Source organism: Desulfobotulus sp., from assembly GCF_034006065.1.
GTDB lineage: Bacteria > Desulfobacterota > Desulfobacteria > Desulfobacterales > ASO4-4 > Desulfobotulus.
Map to the genome: position 1 here is coordinate 38629 of NZ_JAVETM010000007.1, position 25079 is coordinate 63707.

At 56.7% G+C, this 25079-nt stretch carries 24 protein-coding genes; 6 read left to right on the forward strand and 18 right to left on the reverse strand.

Annotated features, from left to right (window positions below):
• Window positions 1–5 precede the first annotated feature (5 nt).
• The 13 genes from RBR60_RS04690 to gspG all read right to left on the reverse strand — a co-directional run bounded on the left by RBR60_RS04690 (window position 6) and on the right by gspG (window position 13761).
• On the reverse strand, window positions 6–908 hold the full coding sequence (locus tag RBR60_RS04690; protein WP_320354722.1) for a hypothetical protein: 903 nt from the start codon (window positions 906–908) through the stop codon (window positions 6–8).
• Window positions 908–2476 carry an NAD(P)/FAD-dependent oxidoreductase gene (locus tag RBR60_RS04695; protein WP_320354723.1) on the reverse strand — a complete coding sequence of 523 codons (1569 nt, stop codon included), beginning with the start codon at window positions 2474–2476 and terminating at the stop codon, window positions 908–910. Before RBR60_RS04695 ends, RBR60_RS04690 begins: the two co-directional genes overlap by 1 nt.
• A gap of 525 nt (window positions 2477–3001) precedes the next feature.
• A complete protein-coding gene (gspE, locus tag RBR60_RS04700) occupies window positions 3002–4672 on the reverse strand; it encodes a type II secretion system ATPase GspE (protein WP_320354724.1) in 1671 nt (556 codons plus the stop codon).
• Complete coding sequence (gene gspD, locus RBR60_RS04705) at window positions 4665–6782, reverse strand: type II secretion system secretin GspD (protein WP_320354725.1); 2118 nt, start codon at window positions 6780–6782, stop codon at window positions 4665–4667. The genes gspE and gspD overlap by 8 nt, the downstream gene beginning before the upstream one ends.
• A gap of 35 nt (window positions 6783–6817) precedes the next feature.
• The gene (gene gspC / locus RBR60_RS04710) at window positions 6818–7648 is read right to left on the reverse strand and encodes a type II secretion system protein GspC (protein ID WP_320354726.1); all 831 of its coding nucleotides are present in this window, start codon (window positions 7646–7648) and stop codon (window positions 6818–6820) included.
• A gap of 41 nt (window positions 7649–7689) precedes the next feature.
• Window positions 7690–8562, reverse strand: coding sequence for a type II secretion system protein GspN (gene gspN, locus RBR60_RS04715; RefSeq protein ID WP_320354727.1), 873 nt, complete (start codon window positions 8560–8562; stop codon window positions 7690–7692).
• 15 nt (window positions 8563–8577) lie between these two features.
• Window positions 8578–9111: a type II secretion system protein GspM gene (gene gspM, locus RBR60_RS04720; RefSeq protein WP_320354728.1), complete on the reverse strand. Its 534-nt coding sequence runs from the start codon at window positions 9109–9111 to the stop codon at window positions 8578–8580.
• Window positions 9112–9117: 6 nt separating this feature from the next.
• Complete coding sequence (locus tag RBR60_RS04725) at window positions 9118–10524, reverse strand: PilN domain-containing protein (protein ID WP_320354729.1); 1407 nt, start codon at window positions 10522–10524, stop codon at window positions 9118–9120.
• Between the two features lie 182 nt (window positions 10525–10706).
• Window positions 10707–11756, reverse strand: a complete 1050-nt coding sequence (locus RBR60_RS04730) for a general secretion pathway protein GspK (protein WP_320354730.1) — start codon at window positions 11754–11756, stop codon at window positions 10707–10709.
• Complete coding sequence (locus tag RBR60_RS04735; protein ID WP_320354731.1) at window positions 11756–12463, reverse strand: type II secretion system protein GspJ; 708 nt, start codon at window positions 12461–12463, stop codon at window positions 11756–11758. The genes RBR60_RS04730 and RBR60_RS04735 overlap by 1 nt, the downstream gene beginning before the upstream one ends.
• The gene (locus RBR60_RS04740; protein ID WP_320354732.1) at window positions 12460–12846 is read right to left on the reverse strand and encodes a prepilin-type N-terminal cleavage/methylation domain-containing protein; all 387 of its coding nucleotides are present in this window, start codon (window positions 12844–12846) and stop codon (window positions 12460–12462) included. The genes RBR60_RS04735 and RBR60_RS04740 overlap by 4 nt, the downstream gene beginning before the upstream one ends.
• Window positions 12836–13321 (reverse strand): type II secretion system protein, encoded by a 486-nt coding sequence (locus RBR60_RS04745; RefSeq protein WP_320354733.1) that lies wholly within the window; start codon window positions 13319–13321, stop codon window positions 12836–12838. The genes RBR60_RS04740 and RBR60_RS04745 overlap by 11 nt, the downstream gene beginning before the upstream one ends.
• A gap of 5 nt (window positions 13322–13326) precedes the next feature.
• The gene (gene gspG / locus RBR60_RS04750; protein ID WP_320354734.1) at window positions 13327–13761 is read right to left on the reverse strand and encodes a type II secretion system major pseudopilin GspG; all 435 of its coding nucleotides are present in this window, start codon (window positions 13759–13761) and stop codon (window positions 13327–13329) included.
• 319 nt (window positions 13762–14080) lie between these two features.
• Here gspG and ndk point away from each other — a divergent pair, with 319 nt between their 5' ends.
• A complete protein-coding gene (gene ndk / locus RBR60_RS04755) occupies window positions 14081–14494 on the forward strand; it encodes a nucleoside-diphosphate kinase (RefSeq protein WP_320354735.1) in 414 nt (137 codons plus the stop codon).
• Window positions 14495–14498: 4 nt separating this feature from the next.
• Entirely contained in the window at window positions 14499–15275 is a 777-nt protein-coding gene (locus tag RBR60_RS04760) for an RNA methyltransferase (RefSeq protein WP_320354736.1), read from the forward strand.
• On the opposite strand, the gene RBR60_RS04765 is transcribed toward RBR60_RS04760, so the two are convergent.
• From RBR60_RS04765 to murJ, 3 genes are all read right to left on the reverse strand, one after another.
• The gene (locus tag RBR60_RS04765; RefSeq protein WP_320354737.1) at window positions 15258–15491 is read right to left on the reverse strand and encodes a hypothetical protein; all 234 of its coding nucleotides are present in this window, start codon (window positions 15489–15491) and stop codon (window positions 15258–15260) included. The two genes, RBR60_RS04760 and RBR60_RS04765, sit on opposite strands and share 18 nt — an antisense overlap.
• 75 nt (window positions 15492–15566) lie before the next feature.
• On the reverse strand, window positions 15567–15854 hold the full coding sequence (locus RBR60_RS04770; RefSeq protein ID WP_320354738.1) for a septum formation initiator family protein: 288 nt from the start codon (window positions 15852–15854) through the stop codon (window positions 15567–15569).
• Window positions 15851–17458: a murein biosynthesis integral membrane protein MurJ gene (gene murJ, locus RBR60_RS04775; protein ID WP_320354739.1), complete on the reverse strand. Its 1608-nt coding sequence runs from the start codon at window positions 17456–17458 to the stop codon at window positions 15851–15853. The genes RBR60_RS04770 and murJ overlap by 4 nt, the downstream gene beginning before the upstream one ends.
• A 212-nt stretch (window positions 17459–17670) precedes the next feature.
• Here murJ and rpsT point away from each other — a divergent pair, with 212 nt between their 5' ends.
• Entirely contained in the window at window positions 17671–17934 is a 264-nt protein-coding gene (gene rpsT / locus RBR60_RS04780; RefSeq protein ID WP_320354740.1) for a 30S ribosomal protein S20, read from the forward strand.
• Window positions 17935–18111: 177 nt separating this feature from the next.
• On the opposite strand, the gene lptE is transcribed toward rpsT, so the two are convergent.
• Together lptE and leuS are read right to left on the reverse strand one after the other, a co-directional pair.
• A complete protein-coding gene (lptE, locus tag RBR60_RS04785; protein ID WP_320354741.1) occupies window positions 18112–18648 on the reverse strand; it encodes an LPS assembly lipoprotein LptE in 537 nt (178 codons plus the stop codon).
• Window positions 18649–18780: 132 nt separating this feature from the next.
• Complete coding sequence (gene leuS, locus RBR60_RS04790) at window positions 18781–21369, reverse strand: leucine--tRNA ligase (RefSeq protein WP_320354775.1); 2589 nt, start codon at window positions 21367–21369, stop codon at window positions 18781–18783.
• A 628-nt stretch (window positions 21370–21997) separates the two neighbouring features.
• Between leuS and RBR60_RS04795 the strand changes: the two genes are divergently transcribed.
• From RBR60_RS04795 to yajC, 3 genes are all read left to right on the forward strand, one after another.
• Window positions 21998–23461: an Rne/Rng family ribonuclease gene (locus RBR60_RS04795; RefSeq protein ID WP_320354742.1), complete on the forward strand. Its 1464-nt coding sequence runs from the start codon at window positions 21998–22000 to the stop codon at window positions 23459–23461.
• A 236-nt stretch (window positions 23462–23697) separates the two neighbouring features.
• On the forward strand, window positions 23698–24453 hold the full coding sequence (locus RBR60_RS04800) for a hypothetical protein (protein ID WP_320354743.1): 756 nt from the start codon (window positions 23698–23700) through the stop codon (window positions 24451–24453).
• Between the two features lie 206 nt (window positions 24454–24659).
• On the forward strand, window positions 24660–24986 hold the full coding sequence (gene yajC / locus RBR60_RS04805) for a preprotein translocase subunit YajC (RefSeq protein ID WP_320354744.1): 327 nt from the start codon (window positions 24660–24662) through the stop codon (window positions 24984–24986).
• Window positions 24987–25079 lie beyond the last annotated feature (93 nt).

A 25079-nucleotide genomic window follows, 5' to 3' on the forward strand; every position in this document is an offset into this window, starting at 1 on the left:
CATCTTCAGAAAGGCACAAGAATACGAATGCTCCCCCCATCCAGGGGAAGGGAAGCTTCCTTTCTGAACCGCTGGGTCACCTCAGCTTCGTGGTTCAGGTCAAGGTTCCTGTTACCGAGCCTCACCTCCTCCATTCCGCCTTTCATGCTGCCCCCGTAGAAGCCAAGGGTAATGAGGCCTAACAGGGTTCCCAGAATGGGAAGATCCTGGTCAAAGGCTTCCCATGCCGCAGCGCCCATGCCCAGGGTAAGCCCGAAGGCCATGGCGCCCGCCTGCCTCCGGCCCGCATACACATAGCCTCCCCCTGGAATCAAGCCCCAGAAACCCGCCGCAAGGACGCTTTTTTTCCCCGCCTCGGGTTTCTGTCCCCAGGCCTCCCAGAGCTTTTCAGCCTCCAGGCGCTCTTTTTCCGGCAAATGCTCCCACCGCAGGGCTGCGCCCTGAAAATCCCCGGCCTTCAGATACTGTCCCCCTGCAATCCAGAGGGCTGCGGCCTTGAGATCCGCCTCTTCCGTTGTTCTTGCCACGTTCTCCGCCCAGAGTACGGCCTGGCCGGGCTCCCCGTCCTCTGCGTAAAAGGATGCCAGCAGCAGAGCCGAGGCAGGGGCTTCCGTCCCCTGGCCTTCGCGATGAACAGACCTTAAAAGCAGGGCCGCTTCCTCCTTTTTTCCAAGGTTGCGGTACGCAAGGGCAAGATAAATCCTTGCCCTGTCCCGATCCCCATGCCCAGGACAGAAAAAAAGAAAACGATCCAGCCCCAGGGCCGCAAGGTCCCATTTCTTCTCCCCATAGCGCTGCATTCCGTAGTCAAGGGAAGAAGCCTCAGGGCAAAAAGGATTTTCCGCAGCCAGGCCCGGCAAAAGAAACCCCATCCAGAAGCACACCAGAAGAAATCCATATTTCTGCATCAGAGCACCCGCCTTTCCACCGCGCGTATGGCATCCGCAGCGGAGCTTGTGATACCGCCCGTATAACCAGAACCTTCACCGATGGGATAAAGTCCCTGGATGTTCACCGATTCATAGTACTCGTTCCGCCGGATCCGCACAGGCGAGGATGTCCGTGTCTCAGGTCCCAGGAGCAGAGCACCGTGGGAGACAAAGGCAGGAACCTCTTTTTTCCATTTTTCAAAGGCCGCCCGCAGCTCATTCAGCACAAAATCCGGAAAAATCTCTTTCATGTCCGCAGGCCTCACTCCCATTCTGTAAGAGTGCTCAGGCAGATCCCAGGCTCCCTTTTCCCCGAGAAAAGATCCCAGAGTCTGGCCCGGCGCGCTCCAGTTTCCCCCCCCGGCCCTGAAGGCTCTGGACTCCATCACCCTCTGAAAATCAAGCCCCGCAAGGGGGCCTTCTCCCGGATAATCCTCTGCGTGGCAGGTCACCACCAGCGCGGCGTTGGAAAAGGGAGAGCCGCGATGGGAATAGCTCATGCCATTGAGCACCAGCCTCCCCTCTTCCGATGCCGCGTTCACCACCTCCCCACCCGGACACATGCAGAAGGTGTACACGCCCCTGCGGATCTCACGGTTGGTATGGTTCAGCGAGTAGGTCGCCGCACCCAGAGGCTTGAAATGGGCATACTTCTCGCCATAGCGCATCCGGTTAATGGTTTCCGCAGGATGTTCGATCCTCACTCCCACGGCAATGCCCCGGCGCTCCAGAGCCACGCCCTTTTCGTGCAGAAGGCTCAGGGTGTCACGGGCCGAATGCCCCATGGCAAGGTAAAGCTGATCGGAAAAAAAGGTTTTTTCTCCGTTGATGACAATTCCCGCAACCCTGTTTTCGGAAAGGAGCATGTCCGTCATCCTGGCATTGTAGTGGATCTCTCCCCCCTGCCCGAGGATATAATCCCGTATGTTCCGCACAAGGACGCAGAGTACATCCGTACCCAGATGGGGCTTCCCCATGTAAGCAATCTCCGGCGGCGCGCCAAACCGCACAAAGGTATCCAGCACCCGGCTGACATAGCCCGTATTGCGGTTGCGCCTGGAAAAGAGTTTACCGTCGGAGTATGCGCCTGCGCCCCCTTCGCCGAACTGGATATTGGATTCAGGGTTCAATCTGCGCTCCCGGATGAAGCGCTCCACATCGAAAGAACGCTCCTCTATCCTCTTTCCCCTCTCAAAGATCAGGGGTTTGAAACCGCAGGCCAGAAGCTCCAGAGCCGCAAACATTCCCGCAGGTCCAAATCCCACCACAAGGGGCCTTTTCGTCTCCCGGATTTTCTTACGGATGGCTGGGATCTCTTCTGCATACAAGGGGAAACTTCCCCCATGCTCAAAATCGTTTCCCACGGTCACCACCAGGCAGACCTGATAAAAAAACTGCTCAGGATCCTTCATGTCCAGGGATTTGCTGAGAATCCGTGTGATGTCTGCGCCCGCGCCTTCTCCAAGCTTCTCCAGAACAGCCCGTCGGTAGGCATCCATTCCATCCTCTTCAACGGGAATACGCAGATCGCTGATGATAAGCTGCAAGGAATCGCGTCCTTTCTTCGGCTTCCTTCCCTTTTTCTGCGCATACAGAAAAGACAAGGCACGCATCGCCAAAAATGGATACGCCCCTTGACTATCCCAGACAGGCCAAAGGGCAGATCGTTTGTCCGTTTTTTTGTAATTATTCAGTACCGTTTATTCCGAACGGCCAATGCTGTAGTTGCAGCAGATTCGTACTGTTGCAAGGCTCCGTGGCTATTTGCAAGTGACATTGCAATCGTTTCGGATCAGAGTTTTGCAGGCCTGTGCGAAAGAAGCGGCAAACTGTCTGAGCCGCCACAAAGGCAGCGTACCAAGGCCTGCTATGGTAATAAAAAAAACTTGTCCTGCCTGTGGCGGCGAGTTTTTGCCGCTTCCGCACAGGGCAAGAAGCTCTAAGAATAAGATTGCGTCACGGGCAAATAGCCTGGGGCCTGTGCATCTGTCTTGCAGGTATGGTACTTGGAAAACTGTGCTGAACAGTTACGTTTTTTTTAAACATCAGGCCAGCCATGCCAGCACAAGCTCTCATGTGACCCGCAGCACCTCGGCAATGGTGGTCAGGCCTTCACGGATTTTGCGGATTCCATCCTTTCTCAGGGTGACCATGCCGCCCCTTACCGCCGCGTTCTGGATGGGGTTGGAGTCTGAGGTCTTTAAAACCAGCTTTTTAAGGGCGCTGTCCATCTCCATGATCTCATAGATGCTCATGCGCCCCTTGTACCCGGACTGAAGGCAGGCAGGGCAGCCTTTGGGCTGAAACAGCTCCCGCCCTCGAAGACATTCCCCATCCGGTCCCAGGGTATCAATCTCTTCGGGAAGGGGGAGGTAGGGGACCTTGCATTCCGGGCAGAGAATACGCACCAGGCGCTGGGCCATCACCGCCTTCACCGCAGAGGCAATGAGAAAGGGTTCGATACCGATATCCACAAGGCGGGTAATGGCGCTGGCCGAGTCGTTGGTGTGCAGGGTCGAGAAGACCAGATGTCCTGTGAGGGCGGATTGTACAGCAATTTCTGCGGTTTCCTGGTCCCGGATTTCGCCCACCAGGATCACGTCCGGGTCCTGGCGCACAATGGAGCGCAGTCCCTTGGCAAAGGTGAGACCGATTTTGGGATTCACCTGAATCTGGCCAATGCCAGGAATCCGGTATTCCACGGGATCCTCAATGGTGACGATGTTCACATCCTCACGGTTGATCTCCGCCAGAGCCGCATACAAGGTAGTGGTTTTCCCGCTGCCTGTGGGGCCGGTCACAAGGATGATTCCGTTGGGAAGACGGATCAGGCGATTGAGGGCCGCATAGGTATCATCCGCCATGCCAAAATCGGAAAGCCCGAGCAGGGTGTTGGCCTTGTTGAGAAGACGCAGCACCACCCTTTCCCCAAAGGCTGTGGGCACGGTGGAAATACGCACATCCACGGACTGACCGCCGATTTTCACTTCCAGACGCCCGTCCTGGGGCAGACGCTTTTCCGCAATGTTGAGCTTGGCCATGATCTTGATGCGGGACACCAGAGGTGCTTGCATCCACTTGGCAGGCCGCATCAGCTCATAGAGCATGCCATCCATGCGGTAGCGGATGACAAAACGATCCTGGTAGGGTTCAATGTGAATATCCGAGGCATTGGCCTTCACCGCCTGGGCGATGATATGGTTCACAAGCTTGATGATGGGGGCGTCATTGCTGTCATCCAGAAGGTCCGCCGCTTCCTCGATCTCACTTAAAATGGATTCTCCGGACTCTTCTTCAAGGTTCTGGGCCATCTCCTCCACCGAGCCACGGGCCTCGTCATAGGCGTGGTTAATGGCGGAAAGAATGCGGGCCTTGGACGCCAGTACGGGAAAAAGGGGCGGAATATGCAAAAGGGCACAGAGATCGCCCGCAGCCTCCAGATCCATGGGGTCGCGCAGGGCCACCTTGCCCGCATGGGGCATGGGCAGAAGGAGGTGGCGCTTCAGGAAGTGAATCGGCACCCTGCGGGCAAAATCCGTATGCCCAGATCCCAGATCCTCTGCGGATGCAAGGGGGATATCCAGAACCTGGGACAAGGCGGCAAGCAGGGTGTCCTCGTCCGCCACCTTGCGCTTTAAAAGGCCCTCCACAAAGCCTTCTTCCCCATCGTTTGCCACTTCATCCAGCACCTCCCTGCGACAAGCCAGGCAGAGGGCCAGTTTGTCCATCAGGGCCTCACGCATCGGGTTTTTCCTCCCCGGCTGCCCCTTCCTCCTGCCGTTTTTCTCTGGGGTTCTGCCTCTTTTCAGGCATTTCTCCGGAAAGATCTTCCTCAACCACCCGATCCTGCGCCCCTGGCTCCCCCAACATTTCTGGCATGGGCATGGCAGGTGGTATTCCCCTGCCCCCCCGGCTGTCCTCATACAGGGGGATGACCGCTGGGGAAAGTTCCTTGATCGTGTCCAGACGATCCCGGGTCACCCGCTCCACATCCTTCACGTTGCGGATGATATGGGGGGTGATAAAGACAAAGAGATTGGTCTTATCCCGCTCCCGGCCCCGGCTGCTGAAAAGGTAGCGCAGGCCGGGAATATCCCCGAGGCAGGGCACCTTGTACTCGGATTCCGCAAAACTGTCGTCAATGAGTCCGCCAATGACCACGGTATTGCGATCCCGGACCAGCACGGTGGTATCGATGGTGCGTTTGAGGGTGGTGGGCAGTTCATTGAGGTTGCCTGCTGCGGAAAGAAGTCTTGTCACTTCCTGGAAAATATCCAGACGGATGAGACCTTCCTTGCTGATCTGGGGCGTAATTTTAAGCTGAACCCCCACATCCTTGTATTCATAGTTGTTGTAGGCATTGTCCCCCGTTGCGGACTTGATGAGGTAGGGGATGTTCCGCCCCACGGTGATGTGGGCTTCCCGGTTGTCCAGGGTGGTAATCTGCGGCGTTGCCAGAATGTGGGAGTTCTTATCCGACTGAAAGGCCTGGATCACAGCCCCGAGGTTGGGGAACATGATTTCCTTGCCTCCGGAGGTCAGAACCAGGGGCGCTGCCGCCACGCCGAGGGAAAATCCACCGGGAAGAAGACCTTTGGTCGCAAGGCCTGTGGTATTGCTCCATGCGGAAGTGCCCCCCGTACCGGAAAAGCCCCCGCCAAAGGCTGCATCCGCGCCATTGGTGGAAAACTTGTCACCTGCGGCCCATTCCGTTCCAAGGCCAAAGGTGCTGTTCACACTCACTTCCACAATCAAAGCTTCAATGAGTACCATGGCTCTCGGAATATCGAGCCTCCGGATCACATCCCCCAATACGGCATGGTCTCCCTGGTTGGCCATGATAACGAGGCTGTTGGTGGCCTGATCCGGGGTCACCGTCACGTCCGAAGAGACCACCGCTTCGGTTTTGGCGGTACCCGCCGCGCCAGATCCTGCGCCTGCGCCGCCCCGCCCCACCATGGACTGGAGAACCTTGGCCAGATCTTCGGCCACGGCATTTTCAAGGTAATAGACATGAACCCGGCCCCGGCCTTTGGGCAGGGCACTGTCCAGCTGATGCACCAGGGGCACCACCCGATCCAGGTCCACCTTGCTCGCAAGGATGATGAGGGTGTTGGTTCTCGCATCCGCCACAAACTTCACAGGATCGTCGGTTACGCTCTTGCCCTCTTCCCGTCGTGTCTGACGGAAAATGGCCTCCAGGGTTTTCACCAGGTCTGCGGCATCCGCATGGGCCAGGGGGGTGATGCTGATCTCCCGGCCCATGTCCCGCACATCAATGTAGCGGACAATCTCCAGAACCCGCCGCACATTGGATTCCACATCCGTCACAATGAGCATCTTACTGGCCGGATAGGAAAGCAGAACGCTGGTCTTGGACACAAGGGGCGCAAAAAGCCGACGCAACTCCTCAGGGTCTGCGTACTGAAGAGGAATCAGCTGGGTGATCATACGGTCCGTTTCACCCAAGGCCCTGTCTCCGAATCCCGTGGGCATGGCCTTGGTGCGGGCGTCCGGCTGGGTCACGACCTTGTACACCTCACCGGAAAGCACGGCGGCAAAACCATGGACTTCAAGAACGGATTCAAAGACATCCCAGGCCTCATCCACGGTCACAGCACCCGGAGACACAATGGTGATTTTACCCCGCACCCGGTTATCGATGACAAAGTTCCTGCCCGTCACCTCACTGATGTATTTGATGAAAACCGATATTTCCACGTCATTGAAATCAATGTTCACCCTCCGGTCCTGCCCCCTTGCGGGAAAGGCGGTCACGGCAAGCACAAAAAGGCAGAGGAATGGAAACACAAGGCATCGGGCATTGACATTTCGTACTCGGGTCAGAATCATCCGCTGTGGCTCTCCATTCGCGGTCCGGGCCGCGCTCAGTTCCTGATGGTGTAAGAAAGGGTCTGGGGCGCTCCCCTGCGTTCCACCTGAAGGGAAACGGAAGAGGCGTTTTTCAGTTGGTCGTAAAAGGTCAGGGCATCGTCCACGGACTGGATTTCCTTTCCGTTGACACCCTTGATGACATCGCCGTTTTCAAGTCCCAGCTGCCGGAAAATGGAATCCGAACGCAGCCGATCCACCCGCAGGCCTGCGGGTTTGCCATCCTCAAAATTAGGACGGATGCGGATCTGACGCATCAGTTCATTGATATCCTGCAGGGACTCATCAATGGTCTGGCGTGAAATTTCCTGAAGACTTGCAGCCCCTGCGGGAAGACGCGCGGCGGAAGCCAGGGTTTTCTGGCCTTCCTCAGGATCCATTTCCAGAATCTCATCCTGGCCTCTGCGGGTCAGAACCACCTTCTGCCGCAGAATCATGCGCACGGTGGCATCCTGAATCCGGTCTCCCACGCGGTAAAGATCCTGGGTCTTTTTTGCCGTATCCTCAATCACTGCAAAGGCTTCATGCACGTTTTCCGAAGCAATGGTTCCCCAGAGCTTCAGGCGCAGGGTGGTGCGCTGCAGAGCGTCAAGATCTATGGCAGGCGCTTTTTCCTCCGCCTTGGGTGCTGCCAGAGTGCCAAAGAGGTTGCGTTCATAGATCACCGCATACTGCCCTGCATCCGGCCTCTGGGCCCGTTGGGCTTCTCCGCCGGAAACCTGGGCAGCCACAGGCGCTTTTACGCTGTTTCCGGCCAGAGGATCCAGGCGTTCGGCAAGAACGCCATAACCAAGGGAAACCAGGGCATAGGCCCCCACAGGCACCATCAGGAGATTCCAGAATAAAAAAAGATAGCGGACCATAGGCCTCACAACCGCATGCCCGCAAGGGTTACCTGCGGACGCTCAAGGGTTCCCCCCACACGCACCGGGATTTCCCGCTGCCCCACAAAACGGCCAATCACAGGACCAATCCCGCCCATACGGGTCAATTGCTGCAAAAACGCAGGATCCGGCCGTATGCCGCCGGAAAGATCCAGCCTGGATGCGGGCCCCGCCGGAAGGCCCATGGCTCCCTGAAGCTGCAAGGTGCCAAAGCTGCCGGCAAGGAGCAGATTTTTAATCTCAGCGTTCTTCTCCTGCACCCGGCTTTCCAGTTGCAGGGTCAAAAGCTTCAGATTCAGACCATCCATCATGGGAAAATCCAGAACCAGCTCGCCGCCTTCAAGGTTCAGGCTGCCGGAAATGCCCAAGCCTTCTTCCTCCGGTGCACAGACAAAACGACCGGAAAGCCTGCCCTGAATCCCCAGAGGAGGGGGCTCGGGCAGAAGATCCGTAAGAGCCTCCATGGCGAGGTTTTCAAGATTCAGATATCCGCGGGCCTTCAGGGGCGAAGTGGGAGGCATCTTCAGCCCAGCTTCCGCACGCCCTCCCAGTCCCTGCACCTCCACCCTGGCGCCCACCTGGGCTGTCATCAGGGCCAGGAAGACGGGTTTCAGACGGACCTGCTCCAGGAAAAACCGCAGCCCTTTTTCCTGGTCTACCCTCACCCCCTTCAGGGTGAGGCTTGCCGGAAAACCCAGCGAGAGTCCGTCCATCCGCACTTCCGCGCCCGTTCTCCGCAAAAGCTCTTTTTCCGCAAAAAAACGGAAGGGTTCCGATGGAAAAAGCAGATAAGTAAAAAACAGCACCATTCCCAGGGTATAGAGAAACCAGGCGCTCACTTTCAAAAAGGATTTCATCCTTACGTTCACCCCTTATCCCGCCACAGTCTGGGCATTGAGGATCACCGAAAGGGTTGCAGGATCCCTTCCGCTCTTCCGGGTGATGGACAGACTCCGGATCTTCACATTTTCAGGAGCATTTTCCAGATGAAACAGAAGCCGGGTCAGGTCCATCATGCTCACATCCTCAAGGCGCATTTCCACAAGGGAAAAACGCATTCCCGTGGCGCGGTCTTCCGCACTGCCGGGTTTCATGGAGGCAATGTTTCTCTTAACCCCCGTCTCCCCAGCCACGCGTTCAAGGAAACCAAAAAGGGTGAAATCCTCCCTGCGGGCCGCAAGGGAGGCCGCAGCCCCCTGGTTAGTCATGCGGATACTGCGGTACCGGGCAGAAAGGGCTTCCATCTCTTTAAGCTGATCCGTTTTGACGGCAATGCTTCTGTGCATGCGGCTCTGCCAGTTCCGCCACGGAGACAGGACCAGCCAGTCCACCATGAGACAGAGAATCACCAGCCCCGCCGCCATGACAATTTTCTTTTCCCTTCGGGAAAGCACCAAAGAAACCATAATGTCCTATCGCAGGTCTGAACGGAGATTGAAACGCACCCTGCCTTCTTCCTGATCCGCCGTGGCCTGGGTGATGGTGACACCGGAAAAGAAGGGTTGGGCCGAAAGCCGGTTTTTCAAAGCATCCACATGGTTGTACGTGTCCGTTTCTCCGGAGAGGGTAAGCTGATCCCCCGTGATGGCCAGGCGGGTAAAGTGCATGGGAGCCCCCTCCGGAGCACTCCGGACCAGGCCACGGAGAAGCTCCACCATGCGATGGTCTGCGGATCCGCTGGCCGCAAAGGCGGAAGCCTGCTCCAGTTCAGCCAGATGTATCCGCATCTGGTGCAAAGGATCCACAATGCGGGTCACATCCGGCAGGGTTGCGGTAAACACCCTGCGGATTTCGGCATCCAGCATACGATCCTGACGTCGAAGCCGCTGCATGTCCAACACAAGGTGAGCGCCCAAAAGCACCAGCACAAGAAGGGTCAGCACCCCTGATCCTATGAGGGCTTTTCCGTGGGAGGCGAAAAAATGATCCACCCGCCATCCCCTTTCCCGGAACCTGGGAGCCGCCTTCCCCCGAATGGCGGCCCAGGAGGCAAAGACCGCGCAAACGCCTCCCGCATCTCCGGCCAGCACCCTTTCCGGGTCCGGACCTTCGGAGTCAGCCGGGTTCAGGCCCTGGGCGGGAATGCCCAGGCGACTCTCCAGAGTCAAGGCCAGGGCGTCCGCGCAAGGACCCATGATCCGCAGTTTATCCAGGGTAATCTCAGGATACCGCAGTCCGCAGATTTCAGACAATACCGTGGACACCGTCCCAGCCAGCCGGTCTTCGCCCTGATCCACTCCCGGAAAAACGCGCAGGCCCAGGGCCCTCGATCCCGACATCAGCACAAGGGCACCTCGGGTATCCACAAGCCCCCAGGCCCCTTCGGTTTTGTCCATGGCCGCAAGGGCGCTGGCGGCAGCGAGCTGGGACACCGCAAGGGCTTCCACAAAATAACCGGCTTCTCCAAGGGTCTGGATCAACCCCTCCGCACGGCCCTTTTCCAGCGCCAGGGCAAGAACCCCCGTGCCTGTGGCGCTTTTTTTCGTCTCCAGGAAGGCAATTTCACAGGAATCCGGACTGACTCCCAGCCCCGCCCCCATTTCCATGGGCAGAATCTGGGAGATTCTTCCAGTACCTTTAAACGGCAGGGTCATGTTCCGGATCATGAAGTCCCAGGCAGGCAGGCAGACATGAACAGGCCCCTTATCCGCCCCCAGGGCTTCCAGAGCCGCAAGGGCCTGGGCTTCCACAGGCTTGTCCTCTTCGGGCGGGCGCAGGACCATTTCACGAAGACGGGTTCCCTGCCTTCCCTCCCGGGAAAAACGGCAGGCCCGGACACCGTCTGAAGAAATTTCCAGGGCAAAAAACGCTTGGGACATGGAAAAGACAGACCCTTCTTGGATGAAAACCTGGGAAAGCCGGTCTGAGTCCGGCGGGGATACAAAAGGTTTTTAAATCAGAATATCAGGGTATTCTGTGTCCGCATGGTTCTGAAGTATCCGGCATGGCGCAAAAAAACAACTCTTAAAATAAAGATGCGCTAAGGAAAAAGTTTTATAGGCTATTCTTCCTGCCAGCGCAAGATCCTGCAGAAAAAACGACCTGCCTCCCCGTCCCGCTCCCGCCGGACCACGGCGGTGATTTTCACAGCCCCTCCATCTTTCACCGCACGGGATACGATGCGGAAAATATCACTGCGCTGGGTAATCAGATTTTCAGCCAGGGGCACTTCTTCGCATCCTGCGCAGCGGCGATACCAGTTTCCTTCAAGGTCATTGACATAAATTCCTTCGCTTTTTTCATCCCGGAAAGCCACAATTTCCTCGGCCATGTGCAGGCTGGAATTTTCCGTGATCAGGGTGGCGATCACTTCCACCGGCGCGGTATTGATATTGATGCGGCCGCTCATCCCCACACTCCGGCCTGTCCGGCTTTCCTCCCCCCATATGGTCATTACACGGCCAAGCCCCTCAACCCCGCCCACCCGGGCCCACAGCTCCGGGGTGATGCCCCGCACCCGCCTCAGCTCCGATAAATCCGTGAACGGACCATTGCGGGGTGCATAGGGTGGATCCAGGGAAGCGTAATAATCCCTTTCCGCTCCATCCAACCCTGTGATGCGGTCATCGTCTCCGGAATCCAGCCAGTCAATGAGGGGATTGATGATGGCCGAAGGTCGGCTGCCAATGAGGCTTTCATCGTGCAGGATAAGGGCCGTTAAAAAACGATCCCAGAGCTTCACCTGATCGCCGTTGACCTCATTGGGCCGGTTCACAAGGGCGTTCACCTGAATTTTTCCCAATTCATCTTCAATGAAAACTTCGGGAAGGGGGGAAAGGCCCGAGGCCGTCAGAGCTGTGTGCAAAAGCTCAGGGTCGTTCCAGGCATCCTGGAGCGTATCCTTTTCCGTAAGCTCCCGATCCTGGGCAAGGAGGGCCATGGCCGCCTGCACACCCGCCGCAGCCACAGCCCGTGCCTGCTGGATATCTCCGGACTTTCTAACGGAAATCACCGTATCCCGCATCTGACGATGCAAGGTAGTCACCAGGGACACAAGCACCAGCATCATGGCAAGAACGGCCACCAGCACCATGCCGGAAGATTGCTGCATCACACCTCGCCCTGGGCGGCCCGACGCACAGGGATAAGAATTTCCGTCTCCAGACGCCGTGAATCCGCACCCTTTCCCGTCTCCAGGCGGATACGCACCGCCTGGGGCGTGGACCATCCCCACCTTTGGTCTTCCGAATCCCATTCCCGCCGCCAGTCTCCTTTTTCATCCAGAAATTCCAGGGTAAAGGCCTGCAGCCCTGTGCACACCACAAAACGCCGCACTCTGTCTTTATCCGGATCCGGATAGGGATGCAGATCATCACTCCGGAAAAGCACAAGGTCTCCGCCAGGCCCTTCCCCTACGGTATAACTGATGCGGGCCACCCCTTTCAGCTCGGATCCGTATAAGGGCAGATGGGCGTCTGCGGCAAAGCGCAGCCCGGCCACCCTTTTATTCCCCACCAGATCTTCCCAGGCCTCAAACCGGAAAGGGTCCTTTTCATCCTCAAGGGGTTCCGGTCTGCGGTAAGCCGGGGGCAGAGAAACCACCGCAGCCGTCAGATCCCTTGTGATCCACGTCATGGCCGTCTGCCCTTCCCGGAGGCTGCGCAGCATGGGCGCCATGGCCTGCTCCGTTCCCACCAGGGCGGAAAAGGACGCATAGGAGGCCCCCATCACAATGGCAAGAATCACAAGGGAAACAAGAATTTCCATGAGGGTGAAACCCGCACGCGCCCATCCCGGTTTCTCCGCATCGCCGCTCATGGCAGACCTCCATGGAAGGTTTCCAGAGAAAAATGTTTCACCCCGTTTTTCAGAAGGCGCACATGAACACGGAAAAGGCGGCTGTTTTCCCCCTCGCCCGCAAGTCCCTCCACCCGGGAAACCTCCGCTTCCCAGGTGAAACCCGGAAACGACTCAAAACTTCCCCTTAAGCTCCGGGGTTCCGGCAGCTCCCGTATCACCTGACTCAGCGCTTCCCCTGCCAGGGAAGGAGCCAGAATTTCGTTGGAAGAACGCTCCAGGAGGGACAGGCTCTGACCATGAAGTCGCAGCACAGCCGTTAAAACCAGGGCCAGGATGCTCAGGGCGATCATCACTTCAAGAAGGGTAAAGCCGCTCGCCCCATCCTGCCTCTTAGACCCCATGATCCCAGCCCTCCGGCGTCACAAAGCCACTTAAAATTTCCACCCGTACCTGCAGGGGATGCAGCACCAGGGTTTTACGACCCATGGCTCCCTCCATCCAGAAAAAAACAGGGTCCGCATATCCTTCTGGATAAAAACGGATTTCCCGGGTTTCCGGCAGATCCCGACCTGAGCGCCGCAGGGCGTTCACCCCGAGACTGGGCGCAAAGCGCCATTCCTTGCCGCCTTCCCCCCCTGCCCGAAGGCTGCGATGGTCCGCATGCAGTTCAAGAAGAATTTCTTCTTTTCTTTCCAAGGCTTCCTGACCCGTTGCTTCCAGCATGGCCACAAAGGCGTCCAGCTGCCTGCGCTCCTGATCCGCATCCATGGCCAGGCGGATTCTTGGAAAGCTGACACCCAGAATCACGGCCATCAGGGCCAGCACCACCACCAGCTCCATGAGGGTAAAACCCCCGGGCCTTTTTGCGCACAGCACGGCAATCATTCCTTTTCCCAGGAGGTGATATCCGCATTGGCACCATCACCACCCGCAACGCCATCGGCTCCGTAGGAAAGAATGTCGTATTCTTCATGAATGCCCGGAGAAAGATAAATGTAGGCATTACCCCAGGGATCCAGGGGTACGCGCCGACTTTCCAGATACCCGCCTTCACGCCAGCGATCCGCGCCTGCGTCCGGCCTGCGCACCAGGGCTTCCAGGCCTTCTTCCGTGCTGGGATAACGGCCCATGTCCAGGCGATACAATTTCAGAGCCGTATTAAAGGAGGCGATGTCCATTTCCGCCTTCACCCTGCGGGCGTCATCGGTTCTTCCCAGAAGCTTGGGCGCGATCCATCCCGCAAGGATCCCCAGAATCACAATGACCACCATGACTTCAATCAGGGTAAAGCCCTGTTTTCCCATTCTGACCTTCATCCATCCTCCATCCGAAAAAGTCCGTTATGGTTTGCCCTCCATGTGTACGGAAAAACCACGCAAAAGGCAACGCTGCTTGACCCTTCATCTGCTGTTCTGCTACACACGGAAAGGATGATCGCCGCTTCCGGCACCCTGCCCCAGGGCTGTGATCCTTACCAGTAAAGAACTTAAATTTTTCAGGAAAAACCCGGTTAAGGATCTTTTCATCCCTATCCTCACAGCTTCACAACATACAAACCCGGCCCGCCCTGAGCAGACCGGAAACACCCCAAAAGGATCCCTTATCCAAAGGTTAAGAATCCGGAAAGGCCTTTCCATGGAACAGACCCTCGCCCTCATCAAGCCCGACGCCGTTGGCCAGGGCTGCATGGGGACCATTCTCCAGCGCATTGAAAAGGAAGGTTTTCATGTACGCGCCATGAAGATGCTCCGCCTCTCCTCCAAGGAGGCCATGGCCTTTTACAGGGTGCATGAGAAAAAACCCTTTTTTGAAAGCCTTGTGAACTTCATGAGTTCAGGCCCCCTGGTCGCCCTCCTGCTGGAAAAAGAAGATGCCATCCGCCACTGGCGCAGCGTCATGGGTGCAACGGATCATACCCAGGCCGCAGAAGGCACCCTGCGCAGACAACTGGCCACGGCCCTTGAACGAAACGTGGTCCACGGTTCCGACGCCGAAGACACCGCAAGGGAGGAAATTGCCTTTTTCTTCAGCACCCGGGAGTATATCTGATCCTATGAGCGCCCTTCCAGCGGACAGAATCCGCATCGTACTCTGTTATCCCAAATTCCCTGAAAATATCGGATCCGCCGCAAGGGCCATGTGCAACATGGGGCTTACCCGCCTTGTGGTGGTGACAAAGGAAAAACATGACATGGAAAAGATCTACCGCATGGCCACCCACGCGGCCCGGAATGTGGTAGACGCCATGGTCTGGCATGAAGACCTCAGCACCGCTGTGGCGGACATGGGCTATGTGGTGGGTACCACGGCCCGACTGGGAAGAAACCGCAAGCGCAGCCTCATGACCCCGCAGCAGCTGGCCGAGCAGGTCCATCGCATTGCACCTGAAAACGAGGTGGGGATTCTCTTCGGGCCCGAAGACCGAGGGCTTGAAAACGAGGATCTGCGCCTCTGCCACGCCTTTGTCCGTATCCCCACTGCGGATTTTTCCTCCCTCAATCTCGCCCAGGCTGTCATGGTGATCGCCTATACCCTCTTTTCCCATGACCCGCCTCCCCAGCAGGATCCCTCGCCCAAGCTGGCCACGCGCCAGGAACTGGAAGCCCTTTACGCCCATATGCAGGAAGTGCTCATCCGCATTGATTTCATGCGGCCGGACAACCCCGACTACTGGCTGGACAATTTCCGCCATCTCATCTCCCGCATGCCTCTCCGGGCAAGGGAGGTGCGGATGCTCCGGGGCATCTGCCGCCAGATCCAGTGGTATGGGGACCACTGCTATGAAAAAGGCTGCAAAGGCCTGGAAAGGCCCTCAGAGATCCCGGACTGAAAAGCTCTTTTCCCATTTTCTCCCTTTTCCGAGACAACGGGACCGGACCTTCCGGATCCGGACCGAAGACCATCCTTCCAGCATGGCCGAGAGCCACTGGGTCAGAAGCTTCACCGTCGGGTCTTCCGCCAGCGCCAAAGGCGGAAGACCCTGTTTCATGCGCAGAGTTTCGAGGGTTTCCGTCCCAGGCATCCCCCAAGATCTTTCCGATTTCATCCCCTTTTCCTCCTCTGGTCTTTATGCATGAAAAAAACTGCTCGTTCTTCCTCCCATACCGACCTGAACGAACATTCAGGGTGAAACCTGCGCTTCATCAAAACGATAGATCAGCGCATTGGGCGGCACCATGCTCAGCTGCTCCCGGGCCACGGCTTCAATGTAGGCCCAATCCTCCTGCAGACGCCATACCCGCCTCACCAGATCCCGGTTTTCCCGCTCAAGGGCTTCCTTTTCCTGAATCAGAGCCCTGTGCTGTTCCAAAAGGGCCTGATAGTCCAAAAATCCATCCGGCCCCAGGAGGGTGCGACCGGCAAACACCAGTAAAAAAAGCCAGAGACCGTAAAAAAGCAGGACCCTCATTTCCGGCCCCTCCGGATCCAGTGCAGAGCAAGGTGCAGCTCCGGACTTTTCAGAAGAAAAGCCCCCCCCGTGTACAGCCCCACGCCCAGCCCCACCCCCACAAAAACCCGGAGCCCCATGGCAAGGCTTCCGCTCCCCAGCCAGGAGGCAAGGACCGAATCAAGCCCCCAGACCCCAAGCCCCATGATCAGGGCGTTCATCAGGGAAAAAAAGGCGCTTTTTAAAAGCAGGGGGGTGAACAGTCCGGGAATCTTCCGGGAAAGCGCCCAGCTCAGAAGTCCGAAATTGACCATGGAGCCAAGGCTGGTGGCCAGGGCCAGACCTCCGTAAGACATGGGATACATGAGAATCAGGGAAAAGACCACACCAGCCCCTAAGGAGACCGCTCCCATGATCACCGGCGTCCGGGTGTCCTGCATGGCATAGAAGACCGAAACCACAATGCGCACACAGGCAAAGGCTGAGAGCCCCACGCTGTAATAGATCAGAGCGGTGGCCGTACCCGCCACACTGGCCGCGTCAAAGGCGCCTCTCTGGAACAAAAGCGCCACCAGGGGATGGGCCAGGGCCACAAGACCCGCCATGGCGGGCAGGTTGATGAAAAGCATCCAGCGCAGGGCTTCGCCAAAGGTGTCTTCCAGGTCTTCCATGCGGCCGGACGCCACCTGACGGGAAAGGGTGGGCAGCACGGCCGTGGCTGCGGAAATTCCGAAAATGGCCAGGGGAAACTGTACAAGACGATCCGCATAATAAAGATAGGATACGCTGCCCGCCTCCAGAAAGGAGGCCAGGAGGGTGCCAATCACAATACTGAGCTGGTAGACGGCCGCCCCGAAAATGGTCGGCAGCATCAGTCTGCCCACCCTGCGTACGCCCGGATGCAGCCAGGGGGTCCGCCCCCGCAGGCGAAAGCCCTTTTTCCAGAGAGGGGGAAACTGCATGCAGAGCTGAAACACCCCGCCGCCCAGCACGCCAATGGCAAGGGCGGTCACTGCAGGCTCCACGCGGGTGGCGAGAAGCCAGACACTGAGGATCATGGCCACGTTCAGCACCACGGGTGACAGGGCAGGAATGGCAAAATGCCCAAGGCTGTTGAGCATGCCCATGGACAGGGCCACCAGACAGATGAAAAAGACGTAAGGAAAGGTGATGCGGGTCAACCAGACGGTCAGCTCCATCTTTTCCGGCGTATCCGCAAAACCCGGCGCAATGATCTGCACAATGAGCGGTGCCGCCAGCACACCCGCAAGGGTGAGGGCCAGGAGCACCAGGGCCAGAATCCGGAAGGCGGAACGGGCAAAGGCAAAGGCTTCTTCCCTGCCCTTTTGTTCCATCTCCGCATGAAAAACCGGCACAAAGGCCATGGACAGGGAACCTTCGGCGAGAAGGCGACGCATGAGATTGGGAATGCGGAAGGCCACAAAAAAGGCATCCGCCGCCATGGACACCCCGAAGATTGCGGCAATCACCATGTCCCGCACAAAACCCAGAATCCGGCTGAGCAGGGTCGCCGCCCCCACCACGCCCGCAGCCCTGGCCACCTGTTTTCTTTCCGATACGCCCATAAAACCCGCACCCCGCCTGAGTCCGAAATTTTCCCGCACCTTCTTTACCCCAGAATACTTCCCGTGAAAAGCCCTCCCTTTGCACCCTGAACCCTTTCCCCATCCACCCTGGATCCTGAGCAAAAAAGAATTGACACTTCCGCAAATCCCGTCTATTTTTTCATTTTTAGAAAAATGCAGACTATGCTGGACAGACTACGCTGATTTGAATAACCCTGGAAAATCTAAAAAAGTAAAAAAGGAGTATCGCTTTGGCAAACCATAAATCCGCCAAAAAACGCGCCAAACAGAACGAAGTCCGCAGAATGCGGAACCGCAGTGTGAAGAGCCAGGTAAAAACCGCTGTCACCAAACTTCGCGCCCTGATTGAAAAAGATCCGGAATCCGCAGCCAAGACCATGCAGGAAACCACTTCCATCATCGCCAAAGCCGCAAAAAAAGGCGTACTTCACAGCAATACCGCCAGCCGTAAAATCTCCCGTCTGGCCCAGCTTGTGAATAAAGTCCGCGCCTGAAAAATTCCGGTACAGGATTGTAAGCTCCGGGCCAAGCCCAGAGAATTTCTTGCCATCCTGCGCATGCCATGAAAACTAACGGGAAAGGCCTCCTTTTTTCCAAGGAGGTCTTTCCCGTTTTTTGGAATCAACCGGACCTCACCTCTTCAGGCAACCATCCTTTTCAAATTCAACGCCTTAAAAATCATCTCCCATGCGCTCCACCACATTCTCCGCCATGCGGAGAACCAGGGTTTCCAGGGCGTCCCTCCGGTTGCTTGCCGTACTCGCCTTATCCCGGCCAACGGCATACACTTCCGATTCCTGCACTTCACGCTGCCAGAGAATGGCACCATTCAAAGAACGCAGAACAAAAAAACCCGTAAGGGAAATCCGCCTTTCAATGTCCTTGTCACTTGCGGTGCGGGCAAGGGCCGTCTGGGAGAGGGAACGGACTTCCCCCTCAAGGAAAGCATCCGCATTCTGGGCGCTGTCCGCCAGTTTCCCCTGGGGACTGCGCATCAGGACATAGACCAGGTCGTCCGTCAGACGCGTACCCAGCCCTGCCTCCCCCACCTTGTCTGTCACCTGGGCGACAAAGATTCGTTGCACGCCACCGGGAAATCCCCCCGAACCACTGAATCCATATCCGCATCCGGACAGAAGCAGGGCGCAAAGCATCACCCCCCACACACCCATACGTCCATTGCCTCTTGTATCCTGACCTCTGGACATACTCACCTTCTTCCCCCCAAGCCTTCGGCAAAAAACGACTTGCCATGTGTCGCACACCTTGCCAGAGCCGGGGCGGCAGAAACCGCCCCGTTTCACAGACCTTCAGGGCAAAGGTCATCAACCGATCAAAACCTATGCCACCACAATGTTAACGAGTTTGCCCCTCACCACAATCACCTTCTTCACAGACTTGCCCTCCATGAAGCGGACAGCCCCCTCGGAGGCAAGGGCCTGGGCCTTAATGGTTTCCTCATCCGCATCCGCAGGCAGGGTCACCCGGTCCCGGAGCTTGCCGTTTACCTGAACCACAATGAGGACATTTTCCTCCTGAAGGGCGTCTTCCCGCCACAAAGGCCAGCCCTTTTCCACAAGACGGCCCGAACCGCCAAGGCCAGCCCAGATTTCCTCCATCATGTGGGGCGCAACCGGAGACAGCATGAAACACACGGATTCCAGAAGATGACGGGCCACACCGGCATTTTCTATCCCCTCCCCCTTTTCCCCGGAGGAAAAGACTGCATTCACAAGCTCCATCACCGCGCTGATGGCCGTATTAAAGTGGAAACGATCAATGTCTTCGGCCACCCTTTTCAGGGTCTGATGGGTTTTGCGGAAAATATCCCGGTCTGCCTGGGAAAGATCGGAAAGCTCCCCGTCAAAGGGCTGAACACCGGAAGCCACATCCTTGTACCGAAGCACCAGACGCCATACCCGGTTCAAAAAGCGATACGCCCCTTCGACACCCGTGTCACTCCATTCGAGATCCCGCTCCGGCGGTGCGGCAAAAAGACAGAAAAGCCTTGTGGTGTCCGCACCATAACGATCCAGCAGCATGGCGGGGTCCACCACGTTGCGCTTGGACTTGCTCATTTTTTCCACACGGCCCACGGTGACAGGACTCTGGCACTTGAGACAGAAGGGCTTTTCCTGACCAAAGTCCACCTCTTCGGGATAGAGAAAGCCGTGGACAGGACAGGTGGTGGTTTCCTTGCAGACCATGCCCTGGGTGAGAAGGTTGGTGAAGGGTTCCTTGAAACTGACCAGCCCTTCGGCTTCCAGAACGCGGGTGAAGTAGCGGGAATAAAGGAGGTGCATCACCGCATGTTCCACCCCGCCGATGTACTGATCCACGGGCATCCAGTAGCGCACGGCCTCGGTATCAAAAATGGCGGTGTCGCATGCGGGGCTGCAATAACGGAGGAAATACCAGCTCGACTCCACAAAGGTATCCATGGTGTCCGTATCCCGCCTGGCCTTTTTCCCGCATCTGGGGCAGTCCACCTCATAAAAGGAGGCAAGGGCACCCAAGGGGGAGCCTCCGTTTTCCAGAAGGGCCGCATCCTCGGGAAGTCGTACGGGGAGATCCTTTTCCGGAACCGGCACAATGCCGCAGGCCTCGCAGTGGATCATGGGAATGGGGCTGCCCCAGTAGCGCTGGCGGGAAATCCCCCAGTCCCGGAGACGGAAACGCTCGGCCTTTTCCCCCGCGTTGCGGGCTTCCAGCCAGTCCGCAATGGCCGCCTTTGCCCCCTCACTGTCCATGCCATCAAAAATACCGGAATTCACAAGCCTGCCCGGCCCTGTCCAGGCCGCAGTCATGGAGATAGATTCGAGCTTTTCCCCTTCGGGCTGGATCACCACGGGCCGATCCAGGGCATAGCGGGCCGCAAAGTCAAAATCCCGCTGATCGTGGGCAGGAACCCCCATGACCGCACCGGTGCCGTACTCCATAAGAACAAAATTGCCCGCATAAATGGGAACCGACTTTCCACTCACAGGATTTGTGGCAAAGGCTCCGATGAAAACCCCTTCCTTTTCCGCTGTTTCTATGGCCCTGGCCGTCCGCTCCTGACGGGCCATTTTTTCAAGAAAAGCCGTCACCTCCCCGGCCTGGGGCGTGCCTGCGGAAAGGGCTGTCACCAGGGGATGCTCCGGCGCAAGGCAGACAAAGCTTGCTCCGCAGACCGTATCCGGCCTTGTGGTAAAAACGTCAATGCCGCCTTCAAGGCCTTCAAGGCCAAAACGGATGCGGGCCCCTGTGGATTTACCAATCCAGTTTTTCTGCATGGTGGTGACCTTTTCCGGCCATCCGGGAAGCAGATCGCAGTGATCCAGAAGATCCTGGGCAAAATCCGTGATGCGGAAATACCACTGCCAGAGCTTCTTCTGGCGGACTTCCTTGCCGCAGCGCCAGCAGGCCCCGTCTTCCACCTGCTCATTGGCCAGAACGGTCTGGCAGGGATCGCACCAGTTGACAAAGGATTCCTTGCGGTACACCATGCCCTTTTCAAACATGCGGATAAAAAGCCACTGCTCCCAGCGATAGTATTCCGGCGTGCAGGTCGCAAGCTCCCGGTCCCAGTCATAGCTGAACCCGAGACGCTTCAATTGTCTGCGCATGGCGGCAATGTTCTCATAGGTCCAGGCCGCAGGATGGGTCTTGTTCTGAATGGCGGCATTTTCCGCGGGCATGCCAAAGGCATCCCATCCCATGGGATGGAGTACGTTGAACCCCCGCATGCGCTTGTACCGGGCCACCACATCACCGATGGTGTAGTTGCGCACATGGCCCATGTGAATCTTGCCCGAAGGATAGGGGAACATTTCAAGAAGATAGTATTTGGGCTTTGCCCTGTCTTCATGGACCCGGAAAACCCCTTCGGCTTCCCACTGCTGCTGCCATTTTTCTTCGATCTCAAGGGGACTGTAGTTTTCAGACAACATGGGTCTATCCTCCGCTTCTGTATGGGGGGCGGCAGTGCCGCTGAAAAAATCTGCTTACCGTAAGAAAAACAACAAAGGCTGTGCATGCCACAAACAGGGCAAAATGGCAAGATGGAGCCTCGGTGCCAGCGCGTCTTTTTCCACGGAAAGGAAAGAAAAAGCGCACCTTGGCCCTCGGCAAGGCCCGGCTCCATCCCCTTTGGGCTGCAAGCCCAGAGGAATCTTTTCCGTCTGCTCACTTTCCCTTTCCTGCCAGAACCGCAGGGAAAAATATCCGGAAAACAGAAAAAAGCATTGACGCAGAAAAAACAATTGCATACAAGCAAACAAAAGTGTTCCGATCCAGCCTGTCTATCCATAAAGGATACGCCCGCCACTTTTCCACCCCCTGAAAATATGCTGCCCCCAAGCCCTGTGTGCGCAAACGGTGCCAGCAGTAAGGTTTTCCCGGACACAGGCAGGCTCCTTCCACGTCTGACCCGAATCTTTTTTCTGCCATCCGGAAACCGGGGACTCTTACCAGGAAGCCAGGGCCAGGGGATCATCGGCCACACGCTTACCAACAACCCAACTGGAAAGGCTTCATTCCTCCCCCCTTTCAACCAACGGGACGAATTATTACTTTATGAGCATGAAAATTCTGATTAACGCCGTAGACGCCGAAGAATGTCGCATTGCCACCATCGTTGACAACCGGCTTGAAGATTTTGTCCTTGAGACCACAGCCCGGGAAATCACCCAGGGCAACATCTACAAAGCCACGGTCAGCCATGTGGAACCGAGCCTCCAGGCCGCCTTTGTGGATTACGGAGCGGAAAGAAACGGCTTTCTCCAGTTCCAGGAAATCCACACCGACTATTTCCAGGAATGTCCCTCCGGCAAACACCATATCAAAAACCTCATCAAAAAAGGTCAGGAAGTGATCGTTCAGGTGACCAAGGACCCGGTCATGAAAAAGGGAGCCATGCTCACCACCTTCATTTCCCTGCCCGGACGCCACCTGGTTCTCATGCCCGGCTCCACCAACAAGGGCATCTCCCGGAAAATCGAGGAAGAAGAAGAACGCAAGCGCTTAAAAGACCTGCTGGACAAGCTCACCCTTCCCGAAGGCTTTGGTGCCATCATCCGAACCGCAGGCAAAAGCTGCACCAAGGCCATGCTGACCAAGGATGTGAACTACCTCATGCGGCTTTGGAAAAATATCAACCAGAAAGCCATGGAAACGGAAAGTCCATCCCTTCTCTACAGGGAACAGAACCTGGCTTTGCGCGCCATCCGGGATTCCCTCACGCCGGAAGTCACGGAAGTGCTCATTGACAATGCGGAAGCCTACAAGGAAATCAAAAAGTTCGTTGAACTGATAGCCCCCAAGCAGGGAAAATGCATCAAGCATTACCGGGGTGAAAAACCCATTTTCACCAAATACCAGCTGGAAGAACAGATCGGCACCATCTTTGAATCCAGGGTTCCTCTGAAGTCCGGAGGATCCATCATCATTGATCAGACCGAAGCCCTGGTCTCCATTGATGTCAATTCCGGGAAAGCCACCCAGAAGGGCTCCATTGAGGAGACAGCCTTCCAGACCAATCTGGAAGCCGCCGAAGAAATCGCCCGCCAGCTCCGAATCCGGGATCTTGGCGGGCTTTTTGTCATTGATTTTATTGATATGCGGGATGCCAAGCACAGGGCTTCCGTGGAAAAAATCCTTAAGGACGAGCTGAAAAAGGACAAGGCCCGCACCAAAGTGGGCAAGATCTCCCAGTTCGGACTCCTTGAGATGAATCGCCAGCGCCTGCGGCCCTCCATCAGCTTTGGCAGCCTCGTGCCCTGCCCCCACTGCTCGGGCCGGGGCCTCACCTTTTCCACCGACAGCCTGGCCCTGACCTTTTTAAGAAAACTCCGCCTTGAAACCTTAAAGCCGGATATCAAGACCATACGGGCCCTGCTGCCGCCGGATGTGGCCCTTTATGTGCTCAACCGCAAACGCTCGGAATTGCTGGAAATTGAACAGCGTCGCTGCCTGAGCATTCTCATTGAGGCGGATGCGACCATGATTCCGGGGAATTCTGAAATCCTGTGCTCGCCCTGAGTTCGGTGGTGAAATATCCTCGCCTCCGCACACAACCTTATCTGGGAAGTTCGGAAAAACGGGACCCATATATCAGGATAAAAGCTTTCAGGATCCAGAATACCTGACTGGAGAGGGGAAAAAAATACGCAGACTTGTGGACTTTTGGCCCAAGCCCTGTTTATGATGGTGTTGAGATCCCTTCCGTCATGCGGTGAATACAAGACCTGAAAAATTCCTGCTTTAAGGAGATGCACATGCTTCAACGCCTTTTTCCCCGGATGTCCCAGCGCATGCGTCTTTCCCTGCTCATGCTTTTCATGACCGTGGCCCTGGCGCTTATCTATCTTGCCACACGCCCCGCTCCTCCGCCTGTGGACAAGGCCGAAGAGGCCCCTCCCACGCGGGCAGCCATAGAACAGGGGCCTGTCATTGATTTCAGTACCCTTGACGCGGACGGTCACACCGAGACCATGGCGGAGCGAAAGCAGCGGTACGGCATCCAGGAGAGCGTGGACATGGTGGTCACCTCCGATGAGAGCATCCGCGTGGGGGACGAGACCCTCGACATGCGGGATTATGAGGAAAAGGATGCGCTCAGCAAAGGTGAAATTGTCATCCGTCCCCTTACCGGCGCTGGTGTCAGAAGTGCTGCAAAGGACTATGGCATCCATGTGGTCCGTCCCGGAGACAACATCTGGAAAATCCATTTCCGTCTTCTCAGGGAATCCCTGGCCTCACGGGGCATTATGCTTCCACCGGACGCAGACAGGCCCGATGAGGAAGGCTACAGCTCCGGCGTAGGCAGGGTTCTCAAATTTTCCGAGCGCATGGTGCGTATCTACAGCATGAAGGAAAAACTTTTTGCGGACAATATCCACATCATTCATCCCTTTGAAAAAATTATAATTTACAATATGGAAGAGATCAAAGGGCTTCTCGACGCCATCACCGAAGAGAATGTGAACCGTATCCGTTTTGATGGTGAAAACCTCTGGATTTCCGCCCACTGACAGCTCGTTTCGTTCCGAAAATCCCTGCTCCGGGGTCTGTCTCAATTGACGCGCCCCCAGATTTCTTTTATATGCTGTGAGCTGATTCGTTGCCGGAATGGCTGCATGCGTGGGTTTTCACTGCCCTGGGGCAGCTCCCGTACACGCGGCCCATAAAGGCCAGACATTTAAAATGAAAAAGAACGTTTTACCTTAAGGAGGAATCCGTGATCGGAATTGCCCACGCAATGGGAGAAGCCGGAGCCCAAGGACAGGGCGGTGGCTTTATGTCCCTTGTCCCGCTGATTTTGATGTTTGTCATCTTTTACTTCCTTCTCATCCGCCCCCAGCAGAAAAAAGCCAAAGAACACAGAGAGCTGATCACCAACCTGAAAAAAGGGGACCGCGTCATCACCTCAGGCGGCCTTTATGGGGTTGTCACCGGCCTGGATGACACCACCATCACCCTTGAGATCGCAGAAAAGGTCCGCGTCAAGATGGTGCGCGCCAATGTGGCCGGACTGGCGGGCAGAGGCAGCTCAGAAAAAGAATAGTGCTTTGTCACAAGGTCGTTTCTGCTCGTGAACAGTACTGAAAACCTATACGGTGGCATCGCAGCGGTATCGCGGTGCCGCCCCAATTTTTCC